This is a genomic window from Cupriavidus numazuensis (assembly GCF_905397435.1).
Classification (GTDB): Bacteria; Pseudomonadota; Gammaproteobacteria; order Burkholderiales; family Burkholderiaceae; genus Cupriavidus; species Cupriavidus numazuensis.
On the sequence record NZ_CAJPVI010000026.1, the window covers coordinates 90,973 to 105,292 of the forward strand.

Genomic DNA, 14,320 nt, shown 5'->3' on the forward strand with positions numbered 1-14,320 from the left:
GCGCTAGCGCGCAAGCTGCAGCGTGATGATCCCTGCCAGGACCAGCGCCGTGGCGGCAAGCCGGCGCCGGTCGAATGGCTCGCGCAGCAGGAAGTGGCCAAGCAGTGCGGCGAAGATGACGCTTGATTCGCGCAGCGCCGCAAGCTTGGCCACCGGCGCCAGCGTCATTGCCCACAGCATCAGCGCGTACGAGCCCACGCGGTTGATACCGCCGATCCACGCGCGCTTCCATTCGCTGCGCAGTAGCGTCACCAGCGCTTGTCCGCGCCGGGCAAAGGCGTAGGACGGCATGAAGATGTGCGACAGGGCCTGCAGCCAGACGATGTAGGTGAAGACCTCGCCGTAGCGCTTGACCGCTGTGCCGTCGATGACCGTGCCACCGGCCAGGCATGCACCCGCCAGCAGCGCGAAGCCGAGCAGGTCGGGCGCCTGCTGCCGCCAGCGCACCAGGCTGACCAGCCCGCAGCAGATCAGCGCAATGCCGGCATAGCCGCCGGGCCCCAGGCGTTCGCTGCCCGTCAGCAGCAGGATGACTGCCACCATCATCGGTGCCGAACCGCGCATCAGCGGATAGGCCTGGCTGAAATCGCCGCGGTTGTAGGCGGCCACCAGCGACAGCTTGTATCCCACCTCCAGTGCCACCGTGCCAAGCAGGAACGGCCATACCTGCGGTGCCGGCAACGGCACGAAAAACAGCAGCGGCGCCGCCGCGAGCAGGCAGAACGTGTCGATCAGCGCCATCGACGAAAGCCGGTCGCCACCGACCTTGACGATGGCATTCCAGGAAGCGTGCATCAGCGCGGACAGCATGACGGCTGCGAACGCCATGCCATGGAAGTCGGCGGGAAGGGGCATCAATATGGTGTTCGTGGCGCTGACAGGGTGAGCCCATCCCCGGCTGGCGGGGATGGACGTGGGCTGGAAACAGGCGTGGTCAGGCGGCCCGCACCAGCGCCTCCGGCTGCATGCTGATGCCCATCTCGCGCAACGTCTCGCCGATCGCCGAGACGACATTGCGCATCTCGTTGTCGTCGATCGCGCCGATGCAACCGACGCGGAACGTCTCCACCTGGGTCAGCTTGCCCGGGTACAGGATGTAGCCGCGGGAGCGCACTTTTTCGTAGAACGTCCTGAAGTCATAGCGGGCGTCGGCGGGCGCGTGGAACGTCACGATGATCGGCGCCTGCACATCGGGCGACAGGAACGGACGGAAACCCAGCGCCGCCATGCCTTGCACCAGCGTTTCATAGTTGCGGCGGTAGCGCTCGCCGCGCACCGGCTGGCCGCCTTCCTCCAGGAACTGGTCCAGCGCCGTGCGGAAGGCCGCCACCACATGCGTGGGCGGCGTGAAGCGCCACTGCGTGGTCTTCTGCATGTAGGTGTACTGGTCGTACAGGTCCAGCGCCAGCGAGTGGCTGTTGCCCTGGCTGCCTTCCAGCACGGTCTTCTTCACCAGCACGAAACCCATGCCCGGCACGCCCTCGATGCACTTGCCGGTCGCCGCGACCAGCGCGTCGAACGGCATCGTGCGCGCATCGATCTCGATCGCGCCGAACGAGCTCATGGCATCGACGATCAGCCCTTTGCCCAGGCGCGCGCACAGCGCGGCAATTTCGGGCAGCGGATTGAGCACGCCGGCGCCGGTCTCGCAATGGACCTGTGCCACATGCGTGATCGAGGGGTCTTTTCTGAGCGCCGCTTCGATCGCGGCCGCCGTGGCAGGCTGATCCTCGGGAATCGGCAGTTCCACGTGGGCGCGGCCCAGCACCTTGCAGATCTTCAGGATGCGCTGGCAGTAGGCCCCGTTCTGCGGCACCAGGACCTTGCCGTCGCGCGGCACCACGTTCGCAATGGCCGCTTCGACGGAGAAGGTGCCGCTGCCCTGCATCGGCACGCAGACGTGCGTGCCTTCGCCATGGACGATGCGCACCAGGTCCTCGCACAGGCTGCCCGTGATGGCATTGAAGGCGGCGTCCCACGATCCCCAGTCGCGCAGCATCGCCTGCTTGGTGGCCAGCGATGTGGTGAGAGGGCCGGGGGTAAGGAGGATCGGGTCGTTGCCGCGGATCATGTTCGGGCTCCTGGTGTTGGGAGGAGGTGGTCGGATCAGTGCCTGGCCGACGATGCCACAGGGTTTCGCTGAGGCTCCTTCGTCGGTCGGCTTTGTGGCATTGTAGTTGGCATTTTGTGTCAATGTGGTGAATATTTTACGCTGTGATAAAGTTGATTATAGTTCATATATTTATCGTAAGGTATTGAATTTGCGTGAACTTATGGAAGTTTGCCTGCTAGGCATCGCCAAAGATTTTGTTGGCGATACTTGATGATTGTTGACAATAGACAAATCCCTTGATGTAATCGCAGCCATCAAACCTGCCGTGGCGCGAGCGCGCCGAACCCGGAGCCTTCATGTCCATCCAAGCCCCGCTTGCGAGCGAAATCTCGATCCTGCAGAGCCAGTCGCTGACCACGCTGGTTCAGCGCGAACTGGAGACGCGGATCATGTCCGGCGGCCTTGTCCCGGGCGCCAAGCTCAATGAGATCGAGGTAGCGGGGCAGCTCAATGTGTCGCGCGGCCCGGTGCGCGAGGCGTTCCGGGCACTGGAACAGGCCGGCCTGCTGCGCATGGAGAAGAACCGGGGCGTATTCGTGCGCGCCATCTCGCTGCAGGAAGCCGACGAGATCTATGAACTGCGCGCGGTGCTGGACGAGCACGTGGGCCGGGCGCTGGCCGCTCGCGCTACGCCCGAGGGCGTGCGCGAACTGCGCGCCTTTGTCGAAGGACTGGCGCAGGCCAGCGCCGACCGCGACGTGGACGCGTACACGCGCCTGAACCTGCGCTTCCATGACCGCATGGTCGAGCTGACCGGCAACGGCAAGCTCGTCGACACCTACCGCCGACTCGTCAAGGAACTGGCGCTGTTCCGCCGCGAGGCACTGTCCGGCAACAGCGCTGCCATGCCCGATTCGACACGCGAGCACCGCGAGATCGTCTCCGCCATCGCCGCGCGCGATGCCGATCTGGCCGGACGCCTGATGCGCGAGCACGTCGAGCGCGGCCGTGCCCGGCTGCATGCGGCCGTGGCCCCCGCGCAGGCAAACGCCTGATTACGCCCGCCGGGGCAGTACATTCCCCGGCGCCATGGAAACCGAACCCAAGTCCCGCACTAATCGTCGTAATGCCTGATAGCCAAGCCTTGCCCCGCACCGTCACCGTCAACCAGCGTACCTACCAGTGGATGCAGCAGCCCATCGTCGTGGTCTGCGTCGACGGTTGCGAGTACGACTATCTCGAAGCCGCGGCTGCCAGCGGCAGTGCGCCGTACCTGAAGCGCGTGCTGGCCGAAGGCTCGGCCTTCCACGGCAAGTGCGTGGTGCCGACCTTCACCAACCCGAACAACCTGTCGATCGTGTGCGGCGCGCCGCCGGCCGTGCATGGCATCTGCGGCAACTACTTCTTCGACCGCACCGCCAACGGCGGCAAGGGCGAGGAAGTCATGATGAACGACCCGAAGTACCTGCGCGCCGGCACCATCCTGGCCGCGTTTGCCGATGCCGGCGCCAGCGTCGCGGTGGTCACCGCCAAGGACAAGCTGCGCCGCCTGCTGGGCCACGGCATGCGCGGTATCTGCTTCTCGTCGGAGAAGGCCGACCAGGCCACCGTCGAGGAAAACGGTATCGACAGCGTGCTCGAACTGGTCGGCATGCCGGTGCCGGAGGTCTACAGCGCCGAGCTGTCGGAATTCGTCTTTGCGGCCGGCGTGCGCCTGATGGAAACGCGCCGCCCGGACCTGATGTACCTGTCTACGACCGATTACATCCAGCACAAGTTTGCGCCCGGCTCGGACGGCGCCAACGCGTTCTACGCGATGATGGACAAGTACCTCGCGCGCCTCGAAGCGCTGGGCTGCGTGGTGGCGCTGACGGCCGACCACGGCATGAACGCCAAGCATGACGACGAGACCAAGGCGCCCAATGTCATCTACCTGCAGGACCAGCTCGACGCGTGGCTCGGCCGCGGCGTGGAAGCGGGCGGTGCGCGCGTGATCCTGCCGATCACCGATCCATACGTGGTGCACCACGGCGCGCTCGGTTCGTACGCGACGATCTACCTGCCCGAGGACGTGGACGCAGCCTCTACCCGCGCACAGCTCGCCGCGCTGCCCGGCGTGGAAGGCGTCATGGACAACGCCGAAGCGTGCGCACGTTTTGAATTGCCGACCGACCGCGTGGGCGATCTCGTCGTGGTCAGCGACAAGCATGTGGTGCTCGGCACGAGCCGCGCGCGCCACGACCTGTCCGGTCTCGATGCGCCGCTGCGCTCGCATGGCGGCGTGTCCGAGCAGACCGTGCCGCTGGTGTTCAACCGCACCACCGCCGGTATCCCCGGCAAGGCCGTCCTGCGCAATTTCGATATTTTCGATGTGGCGCTGAACCATCTGCACTGAGCCGCCCATCCTTTGAACGCAATCCGGAGACCGACCATGAATGCCCCCCAGTTTCCCGACAAGGCTGTCAGCCCCCAGTTCCGCGCCGAAGCGTTGCGCATCGATGGCCATAAGGTCGTGCGCGAGCGCGTGATCGAAGTGCGCAACCCGTATGACGGTACGCTCGTCGGCACCGTGCCCAAGGCCACGGTGGAAGACGTGCGCCGCGCCTATGAGGTGGCGCACGGCTATCGCTCGACGCTGACCCGCTATGAGCGTGCAGCCATCCTCAACCGTGCCGCCGCGCTGCTGCGCGAGCGCACGGAAGAAGCATCGGACCTGATCACGCTGGAATCGGGCCTGTCGAAGAAGGACTCGATCTATGAAATCGGCCGCGTGGCCGATGTGCTCGGGTTTGCCGCCACCGAGACGCTGCGCGACGACGGGCAGATGTTCTCGTGCGATCTCACGCCACACGGCAAGCGCCGCCGCGTGATGACGCAGCGCGAGCCGCTGCTGGGCGCCATCTGCGCCATCACGCCGTTCAACCACCCGATGAACCAGGTCGCGCACAAGATCGCGCCCTCCATTGCGACCAACAACCGCATGGTGCTCAAGCCGTCGGAGAAGGTGCCGCTGTCGGCGTACTACCTGGCCGACCTGCTCTATGAAGCCGGCCTGCCGCCGCAGATGCTGCAGGTCATCACGGGCGATCCGCGCGAGATCGCCGACGAGCTCATCACGCATCCGCTGGTCGACCTGATCACGTTCACGGGCGGCGTGGCCATTGGCAAGTACATCGCGAACAAAGCCGGCTACAAGCGCGTGATCCTGGAGCTGGGCGGCAACGATCCGCTGATCGTGCTCGACGATGCCGACCTGGACCGCGCCTCCGACCTGGCCGTGCAGGGCTCCTACAAGAACTCCGGCCAGCGCTGCACAGCGGTCAAGCGCATGCTTGTGCACGAGGCGGTTGCCGCGCGTTTCACCGAACTCGTGGTCGAGAAGACCCGTGCGTGGCGCTATGGCGACCCGATGGACCGCAGCGTCGACATGGGCACCGTGATCGACACGCAGGCCGCCGAGCTGTTCGAGGCCCGCGTGAACGAAGCCGTGGCGCAGGGCGCGCGGCTGCTGATCGGCAATAAGCGCAATGGCGCGAGCTATTCGCCGACCGTGCTCGACCGTGTCGATCCGTCGATGACGGTGGTGCGCGAGGAAACCTTCGGCCCGGTGTCGCCGATCATTACGTTCCGGGACGTGGATGATGCCATCCGTATCTCCAACGGCACGGCGTTCGGTCTGTCGTCGGGTGTCTGCACCAACCGCATGGACGATTTCACGAAGATTGCCAATTCGCTGCACGTGGGTACCGTCAACCTGTGGGAAGTGCCGGGCTACCGGATCGAGCTGACGCCGTTCGGCGGCATCAAGGACTCGGGCCTTGGCTACAAGGAAGGCGTGCAGGAAGCGGTCAAGAGCTTCACGAACCTCAAGACGGTCACGCTGCCCTGGGGCTGAGCGCGGGGCTGCAAGGCCGCAGTCCGGCGGCCTTCGGCTAGAATCGGCGCACTTGTCCGTCTCTTCCGGAGTCCATTGTGCTGGCCGAACAGCGGCAGAAACACATCCTCAATCAGCTTGCCGCGACCGGTGCGCTGGCTATCAGCGCGCTGGTCACGGAACTCGGCGTCTCGCGCGAGACCATTCGGCGCGACCTCAATGCATTGGCCGAACGCGGCCTGCTGGTGCTTACTCATGGTGGCGCGCTGGCGCCGAATCGCACCGAGCCCGACACGCAGACCCGTGCCGCGATCAACGCCGAGGGGAAGCGCGCCATCGGCCAGCGTGCGGCGGAACTGGTGCCGGACGGCGCGTCGCTGATCCTCGACTACGGCACCACCACGCACGCTGTGGCGCAGGCGCTGCAAGGCCATCACAACCTGCTGGTCTATACCAACGACCTGTCGATCGCGTTGCTGCTCGGGCGGCGCAATGGCAATCGCGTGATCGTGCTCGGCGGGGAGTTGCAGGACAACGAGGATGCCACCCACGGGTGGGACACCATCGAACAGGTCTCGCGCTATCACACCGACTTCGCTTTCGTCGGCATCGGCGGCGTGACGCCGCGCGGCGAGATCTGCGATTTTTCGCGTGGTGCGGCGGAGCTGCGCAGCCGCATGCTGCTGGCTGCCGATGTCGCCTGCGTGCTGGCCGACTATACGAAGTTCGGCCGCAACACCGGCGTGACCATCCGCCACTTCGAACAGGCCGCGTGGCTGGTCACCGATATGGCGCCCGAGCCGCCGCTGGCCGAAGCGCTGCGGCAGGCAGGGCCGAAACTGTTGATCGCCTGACCCGCGCGGGCAGGGCCGCGGCGCTACTGGTAGTCGAACGTGAATGTCATCGCACCGCTGACCGCGCCAGGCGTCGCGTGCGGAGCCAGCGCGAAGTATCTCAACGCGTAGGCGTAGGTGGCCGGCGCATTGGCGTCGATATTGCCGACCGGATTGCTTTGTTGCAGCGGCACGGGGTTGGTGGTGCGCGCATCGGTGAGTTGCACGCCGACTCCGCCAGCGGCGCCGGGCGCGCCTTCATTGCCCGGGCCGAGAACCCCGGCCTGCGCCGACTTGACGCTCGAGCCGCCGGCGGCATCGAAACTCACGCCAACGCGTGCAGTGCCATTGCAGTTCAGCACGATGGAGAACGGCGTCGCGCCTGCGGTGGCGCCCGCAGATGCCAGCGTCGAAGCTTTGACCCTCGGTAGTCGTACGGCCGCAGGATACGTGGCATTACAGGCGATCTGGCGTACCTGCAGCATGCCGCTGAAGCCGATGTAGTTTGATGTTCCGCCAAGTCCGTTCCCGCGATACACACCGAAGCCGAAGCGCGTTTGTGCCGAGTCCAACGTCCCGGCGGCCATCGGCCCTGTCTTGACGAACTCGGTCGATACGCTGACCGAATATGTCATGTCGGCATTGAGCGCTCCGAGCGAAGCGCTGCGGGTATCACAGCTGTACCCGGCCGCATTCTGCATGGGCTGGCCGGCGGCGTTGCGCAGGCGGATGCCAAGGCCGGAAATGCCGGTCGAGTACACGCCTGGGATGACTTCCTTGCCGGAACCGTAGTAGCAGGCGATGATCGCTCCGCCCGGCACCTGGTTGGGCTCGCCATAGTCGCATTTGCCGTTCAGTGTGTAGTGCCTGACCGTGCCTGGGATGGTCTCGCCAACCGCGAGGCTCGATTCCGCGGCAATCGTATCGATCGTCTGCAGGTAGGGCATTCCGGGTGTTGACGTGCAGGCCGCCCGGGCGTGACAGGGATAAAGCAGACTGGCAAGCAGCAGGGCCATCGGGAAAGCGGTGCTTTTCAAGGCGTCGATCATGAGCGTTGTGAGGGCAGGGGAGCGCGGAAGAGCCCGTCACTCTAGGCGGCGCCCGCCCCGGCCGACATCGCCGAACCTTGAAATGGCGAGGCTGGCTCCGGTGATTGCTGCAACACCTGTGCGCCAGTCACGGCAGTTTTGACTGTCGGCAGATCGTCACGAAATGGTAAAGTGCCACCTCGTTGATACATTCAATGCCGAACTTCAATGTATTAACAATTGCGACGGTCGGGGTTCTTCCACGGATCGCCGCAATTCTCACGGCACGCAGTCGGGCACGCATCCGGCGCGGCCGCCTTTTCCAGCACAGCAGAGACATCCCGTGAATTCTCCCTCCCTCGACGCATTCCTTGCCGGCGTCGCCCGGCGCGACCCCGGCCAACCTGAATTTCTGCAGGCCGTGAAGGAAGTCATGATGACGCTCTGGCCGTTTGTCGAGCGCCACCCGCGCTACGCCGACCAGGCCCTGCTCGAACGCCTGGTCGAGCCCGAGCGCGTGATCCAGTTCCGCGTGGCGTGGACCGACGACCAGAACCGCGTGCAGGTCAATCGCGCGTTCCGCGTTCAGCACAGCTCGGCTATTGGCCCGTACAAGGGCGGCATGCGCTTCCATCCGACGGTGAACCTGTCGGTGCTCAAGTTCCTCGGCTTCGAGCAGACCTTCAAGAACGCACTGACCACGCTGCCGATGGGCGGTGGCAAGGGCGGCTCGGACTTCGACCCGAAGGGCAAGTCGGACGCTGAAGTGATGCGCTTCTGCCAGGCGCTGGTCACCGAGCTGTACCGCCACCTGGGGCCGGACACCGACATCCCCGCCGGCGACATCGGTGTTGGCGCGCGCGAGGTCGGCTTCATGGCCGGCATGATGAAGAAGCTGTCGAACCACTCGGCCTGCGTGTTCACCGGCAAGGGCCTGGCGTTCGGCGGTAGCCTGATGCGTCCGGAAGCCACCGGCTACGGCACCGTGTACTTCGCGCAGGAAATGCTCCATCGCCGCGGCATGGGCTTCGACGGCCTGCGCGTGCTGCTGTCCGGCTCGGGCAACGTGGCGCAATACGCGGCCGAGAAGGCAATCGAACTGGGCGCCAAGGTACTGACGCTGTCGGACTCCGGCGGCGTGCTGCACTACCCGCAGGGCATGACTACCGAGCAGCTGGCCGAAGTGATGGCGTTCAAGAACGAAGAGCGTGGTCGTCTGTCCGACTTTGCCGAACGCCATGGCATGAAGTTCGAGTCCGGCCGCACCCCGTGGCACGTGCCTGCCGACGTAGCGCTGCCGTGCGCAACGCAGAACGAACTCGACGGCAACGACGCCGAGACCCTGCTTGGCAACGGTGTGGTCTGCGTGGCCGAAGGCGCCAACATGCCTTCGACGCTCGAAGCCGTGGACCGCTTCGTCGACGCGAAGATCCTCTACGCACCGGGCAAGGCCAGCAACGCCGGTGGTGTGGCCACGTCGGGGCTGGAAATGTCGCAGAACGCGATGCGCCTGTCCTGGCACCATGCCGAGGTCGATGAGAAGCTGCACGCGATCATGAAGGACATCCACCAGAACTGCATCCACCACGGGCAGAAGGATGGCGGATACGTCAACTATGTCGAAGGGGCGAATATCGCGGGGTTTGTGAAAGTGGCGGATGCGATGTTGGCGCAAGGGGTGATCTAAGGGCGGGGCAGGTGGGATGGTCGGTGGTTGCCGATACCCCCGCCTTCGTGGGGATAACCCGACTCACCACACTTCCCGCCTTCAGGCTATCATCGCCACTTCGACAGGCCCACGGCCTGACGAAAAAGCGGTGCCGGACTACCCTCCGGCACCGTGCGACCTCGCAGGAGAGACCGGAACGCCGCCAGGCGCGTCCGGCGCCGACGGAGCAACCGCCCCGGAAACTCTCAGGCACACAGGACTGTGGCGTCGCAAGTACAGATCTGGAGAGAGGCGCTACGCGCCCACCGAAGGGGACGGCATGGCCTGGCCATGTCCAAGCTCTCAGGTACCACGGACAGATGGGGCAGGGGACCGGCAACGGTCAAATTCATCCTTGCTTCAGGACAATCTGTCATGTCTCACATGCTCGTCATCGGCGCCGGCATTACCGGCGTCACGACCGCCTATACCCTCGCGAAACTCGGCTATCGCGTCACCGTGCTGGACCGCCACGACTATCCGGCGATGGAAACGTCCTTCGCCAACGGCGGACAGCTTTCCGCTTGCAATGCCGAGGTCTGGAACAACGCCGGCACGCTGCTCAAGGGCCTGAAATGGATGATGAAGCGCGACGCGCCGCTGCTGCTGAATCCGCGTCCGTCGTGGCACAAGTATTCGTGGCTCGGCGAATTCGTCGGGCACCTGCGTGGCTACCGCGCCAACACGATCGAGACCACGCGGCTGGCCATTGCCGCGCGCCAGCACCTGTTCGAGATGGCCGAGCGCGAGCAGATCGATTTCAATCTCGAGCGCCGCGGCATCCTGCACTTCTATCACGACCGGCCAAGCTTCGAAGCCGCGGGCCGCACCAACCGGATGCTGGTGGAAGGCGGGCTGGAACGCTATGCCGTCACGCCGGAAGAGATCCGCACCATCGAGCCCACGCTGCAGGGCAACTACTACGGCGGCTATTACACGCCGTCCGATTCCACCGGTGACATCCACAAATTCACGCGTGGCCTTGCACGCGCGTGCGAACGGCTCGGCGTGGCGTTCGTGCACGGCGTGGATGTGAAGAGCGTGGACCAGCGCGCGGATGGCGTGACGATGCGCGTGGCGGCATCGGAAGCGGCCATGGCCGCGGGACAGCATGGCGGCGAGCGCGAGATCAAGGGGGCGGCGGTCGTGGTGTGTGCTGGCGTGGGCAGCCGCCATATCGCTGCCATGCTGGGCGATCGGCTGAACGTGTATCCGGTCAAGGGATACTCGATCACCGTGCATCTCGATGATGCGCACAGCGTGAACAATGCGCCGTACGTGAGCCTGCTCGACGAGAGCGCCAAGATCGTGACGAGCCGGCTCGGTGCCGACCGCTTCCGCGTGGCCGGTACCGCCGAATTCAACGGCCACAACCGCGATATCCGCGCCGACCGCATCGCGCCGCTGGTGTCATGGGTGCGGCGCAATTTCGATATCGAGACCTCACGCGCGGTGCCTTGGGCCGGGCTGCGGCCGATGATGCCCGACATGATGCCGCGCGTCGCACGTGGCCGCGCGGCGCGCGTGTTCTACAACACGGGGCATGGGCATCTGGGCTGGACGCTGTCGGCCGCCACGGCGACGATGATCGGCCAGACCATCGCTGCAAGCCATCCCGTCCACTGACTGCGCTCAGGTCTCCGTGATGCCGGCCGGCGCCATGCGCCCGGCCGCACGGTGCGCCACGAGCTTCTTGTAGAACGCCGCACGGCTGATGCCGATGGCCCTGGCCGCGCGTGGCACATTGCCGCCGCTTGCGGCCAGCGCCTGTGACAGGTAGGCGGCTTCGTACTGTGCCATTGCTTCCGCGTATCCGAGCGGATCGGTTGGCGGCATTTGCTCCGGCGTGCGTGTCTGCGCGAGCGGCGAGGCCGTGACCGGCGCAACTGGCGGTGCCGTGACTGCGCGCCGGCCAAGCAGCGGCGCCAGCCTTGATGCATCGACGGCGCCGCCATCGTGCAGCATCACGAGGCGCTCCAGCGTGTTGCGCAGTTCGCGGACATTGCCGGGCCAGTCGTGCTGCCCCATCAGGCTCAGCGCGCAGTCGGACAGCACCGGCGCGTCGCGCTCCGTGCGGCGGCAGATTTCTTCGAGGATCGCGTAGGCGAGCGGCAGCAGGTCCGCCTGGCGCTGGCGCAGCGGCGGCAGGCAGATCGGCACGACGTTGAGCCGGTAGTAGAGATCCGCGCGGAACTTGCCGGCTTCCACCAGCGCAGGCAGGTCGGCCGAGGTCGCGGCAATGATGCGCACATCCGAGCGGATGATGCGGTTCGAGCCGATCGGTTCGATCTCCTTGTCCTGCAACGCGCGCAGCAGCTTGCTCTGCAGCGCGAGCGGCATGTCCCCGATCTCGTCGAGGAACAGCGTGCCACCATCGGCCAGCTCGAACTTGCCGACGCGTCCCTTGCGTTCCGCGCCGGTGTAGGCGCCCGGCGCGGCGCCGAAGAACTCCACTTCGAGCAGCGCATCGGGAATTGCCGCGACGTTGACGGTGACCAGCGGACGGTCGGCACGCAATGACCCGGCATGGATCGCGTGAGCGAGCAGTTCCTTGCCCGTGCCGGTCTCGCCAAGCAGCAGCACTGGCGCATCGACCTGCGCAGCCCGGCGCGCAAGGCGCTTGACCTCCAGCGTCGCGGGCGAGTTGCCGACAAAGCTCGCGAAGGTGTACTTGGCGCGGCGCGTCTGCTCGAGCGTTCGGCGCGTGGCGGCGAGTTCGTCGCGGGCACGCGTGTAGTGCGACAGCAGCGGCGTCAGCGCCTTGAGTTCGTCGAACAGCGCGAAGCCCACCGCGCCCACGGTGTTGCCGTCGTCGTCCTTGATCGGCAGCCGCATCACGATCATCGGCTCGCGTCCAGCCTCCATGATGTCGAGCAGGATCGGCTTGCCGGTGTCCACCACATCGCGCATCAGGCTGTTGGGAATGACCCGCTCGCAATCGAGCCCGACCGCTTCCTGCGGATCGGCAAAGCCGAAGCGCGCCGCATATCGCTTGTTGATCCACACGACGCGGCCGTGCACGTCGACCACGATCGTGCCCTCGCTGAAATTCTCGAACGTGCGGAACAGCGATTCCATCGCGCGGCGCGCCACGGAATCGTAGTTGCCCAGTACGTTGTCTCCGGCTTCGCTCAGTGTTTCCATGTTTTGTCTCGATTTGGAGATGGATAGTCTCATAATCGAGCGCATATGTCGTAGCGGTTTTCGGCTTCGTCTCGAAATCAAGACGTCATCCCAGTAATTGGCGGTTGAATTTCGATAAAAGATATTTATAAGTCACGTATTGCGTTGGCATGTTCCGTGCGATGTCACCCCGCTCCCTGAAGCGCGTCCCCGGCCGCGCGGACTGCCATAGATGTAAGTGGCCGGGCGCGCTCACGCGCCGGGACCTATATTTCCCCAGACCAAGAACAATCCTCGCGGAGACTTCATGTCCTTTGTGATCGTCGTTGCAGCCCTAGCCTTCCTGATGCTTGCCGCCTATCGCGGCTACAGCGTCATCCTGTTTGCCCCGCTGGCCGCCCTTGGCGCCGTGCTGCTGACCGACCCGTCGGCCGTGGCACCTGCCTTCACCGGCATCTTCATGGAGAAGATGGTCGGTTTCGTGAAACTGTATTTCCCCGTGTTCCTGCTCGGCGCGGTGTTCGGCAAGGTGATCGAGCTGTCCGGCTACTCGCGCTCGATCGTCGCGGCCGCAATCCGCTACATCGGCAGTTCGCGCGCCAACGCGGTGATCGTCGCCGTGTGCGCGCTGCTGACCTATGGCGGGGTGTCGCTGTTCGTGGTCGTGTTCGCGGTCTATCCGTTCGCGGCCGAGCTCTACCGCCAGAGCAATATTCCGAAGCGGCTGATGCCGGGCGCGATCGCGCTGGGCGCGTTCTCGTTCACGATGGACTCGTTGCCCGGTACGCCGCAGATCCAGAACATCATTCCGACCACCTTCTTCAAGACCACCGCCTGGGCGGCACCCGTGCTGGGCGTGGCTGGTGCACTGTTCATCATCGTGGTTGGCCTGAGCTACCTGGAGTGGCGCCGCCGCGCCGCCATGGCGAAGGGCGAGGGCTATGGCACGTCGCTGCTGAACGAGCCGGAGCCGATCGAGACGGCCCAGCTTCCGAACCCGCTGCTGGCCATCGCGCCGCTGGTGCTGGTCGGCGTGTCCAACTTCGTGCTGACGCGCATGATCCCGCAGTGGTACGGCGCATCCGCTGCGCTGGAACTGCCCGGTCTGGCCAAGCCGGTGACCGTCGCGGTCCCCTCTGTGGTCGCGATCTGGGCCGTGGAAGGCGCACTGCTGCTGGGTATCCTGCTGGTGGTCGTGACTGCGTTTGGCACCGTGCGCCAGCGCTTTGCCGAAGGTAGCAAGGCCGCGGTGGGCGGCGCACTGCTGGCCGCCATGAACACGGCATCGGAATACGGCTTCGGCGGCGTGATCGCTGCGCTGCCGGGCTTCCTGGTGGTGGGCGACGCGCTGCACAGCATCCCGAACCCGCTCGTCAACGCGGCGGTTTCCGTGAGCGCGCTGGCAGGCATTACCGGCTCCGCATCCGGCGGCATGAGCATTGCGCTCGCGGCCATGGGCGATACCTTCATCCAGGGCGCGCAGGCAGCCGGCATTCCGATGGAAGTGCTGCACCGCGTGGTGTCGATGGCCAGCGGCGGCATGGACACGCTGCCGCACAACGGCGCCGTGATCACGCTGCTGGCCGTGACCGGCCTCACGCACCGCGAGTCGTACCGCGACATCTTTGCCGTCACGATGATCAAGACGCTGGCGGTGTTCTTCGTGATCCTGGTCTACTACATGACCGGCCTGGTCTGACC

The 14,320-nt window shown here is 65.4% G+C and carries 11 protein-coding genes and 1 riboswitch; of the genes, 7 read left to right on the forward strand and 4 right to left on the reverse strand.

Annotated elements, in window-relative coordinates; translation table 11 throughout:
• Window positions 1-3: 3 nt before the first annotated feature.
• On the reverse strand, window positions 4-855 hold the full coding sequence (locus KHO41_RS20795; protein ID WP_211955179.1) for an EamA family transporter: 852 nt from the start codon (window positions 853-855) through the stop codon (window positions 4-6).
• 79 nt (window positions 856-934) lie between these two features.
• Window positions 935-2,071 carry a 2-aminoethylphosphonate--pyruvate transaminase gene (locus KHO41_RS20800; RefSeq protein ID WP_211955180.1) on the reverse strand — a complete coding sequence of 379 codons (1,137 nt, stop codon included), beginning with the start codon at window positions 2,069-2,071 and terminating at the stop codon, window positions 935-937.
• 338 nt (window positions 2,072-2,409) lie between these two features.
• Here KHO41_RS20800 and KHO41_RS20805 point away from each other — a divergent pair, with 338 nt between their 5' ends.
• From KHO41_RS20805 to KHO41_RS20820, 4 genes are all read left to right on the forward strand, one after another.
• Window positions 2,410-3,108 (forward strand): phosphonate utilization associated transcriptional regulator, encoded by a 699-nt coding sequence (locus tag KHO41_RS20805; RefSeq protein ID WP_211955181.1) that lies wholly within the window; start codon window positions 2,410-2,412, stop codon window positions 3,106-3,108.
• 71 nt (window positions 3,109-3,179) lie between these two features.
• A complete protein-coding gene (gene phnA, locus KHO41_RS20810; protein ID WP_211955182.1) occupies window positions 3,180-4,448 on the forward strand; it encodes a phosphonoacetate hydrolase in 1,269 nt (422 codons plus the stop codon).
• 36 nt (window positions 4,449-4,484) lie between these two features.
• Complete coding sequence (phnY, locus tag KHO41_RS20815) at window positions 4,485-5,948, forward strand: phosphonoacetaldehyde dehydrogenase (RefSeq protein ID WP_211955183.1); 1,464 nt, start codon at window positions 4,485-4,487, stop codon at window positions 5,946-5,948.
• A gap of 77 nt (window positions 5,949-6,025) precedes the next feature.
• Window positions 6,026-6,781 carry a DeoR/GlpR family DNA-binding transcription regulator gene (locus tag KHO41_RS20820; protein WP_211955184.1) on the forward strand — a complete coding sequence of 252 codons (756 nt, stop codon included), beginning with the start codon at window positions 6,026-6,028 and terminating at the stop codon, window positions 6,779-6,781.
• Window positions 6,782-6,804: 23 nt separating this feature from the next.
• On the opposite strand, the gene KHO41_RS20825 is transcribed toward KHO41_RS20820, so the two are convergent.
• Complete coding sequence (locus KHO41_RS20825) at window positions 6,805-7,707, reverse strand: fimbrial protein (protein ID WP_244873930.1); 903 nt, start codon at window positions 7,705-7,707, stop codon at window positions 6,805-6,807.
• Between the two features lie 424 nt (window positions 7,708-8,131).
• Between KHO41_RS20825 and gdhA the strand changes: the two genes are divergently transcribed.
• Window positions 8,132-9,475 (forward strand): NADP-specific glutamate dehydrogenase, encoded by a 1,344-nt coding sequence (gdhA, locus tag KHO41_RS20830; protein ID WP_211955186.1) that lies wholly within the window; start codon window positions 8,132-8,134, stop codon window positions 9,473-9,475.
• A 154-nt stretch (window positions 9,476-9,629) separates the two neighbouring features.
• Window positions 9,630-9,729: riboswitch (glycine riboswitch) on the forward strand.
• A 142-nt stretch (window positions 9,730-9,871) separates the two neighbouring features.
• Window positions 9,872-11,122 (forward strand): D-amino acid dehydrogenase, encoded by a 1,251-nt coding sequence (locus tag KHO41_RS20835; RefSeq protein WP_211955187.1) that lies wholly within the window; start codon window positions 9,872-9,874, stop codon window positions 11,120-11,122.
• 6 nt (window positions 11,123-11,128) lie between these two features.
• Here KHO41_RS20835 and KHO41_RS20840 read toward each other — a convergent pair whose 3' ends face one another.
• On the reverse strand, window positions 11,129-12,640 hold the full coding sequence (locus KHO41_RS20840; protein WP_280519707.1) for a sigma-54 interaction domain-containing protein: 1,512 nt from the start codon (window positions 12,638-12,640) through the stop codon (window positions 11,129-11,131).
• 286 nt (window positions 12,641-12,926) lie between these two features.
• Between KHO41_RS20840 and KHO41_RS20845 the strand changes: the two genes are divergently transcribed.
• On the forward strand, window positions 12,927-14,318 hold the full coding sequence (locus tag KHO41_RS20845) for a GntP family permease (RefSeq protein ID WP_211955188.1): 1,392 nt from the start codon (window positions 12,927-12,929) through the stop codon (window positions 14,316-14,318).
• Window positions 14,319-14,320: the final 2 nt, after the last annotated feature.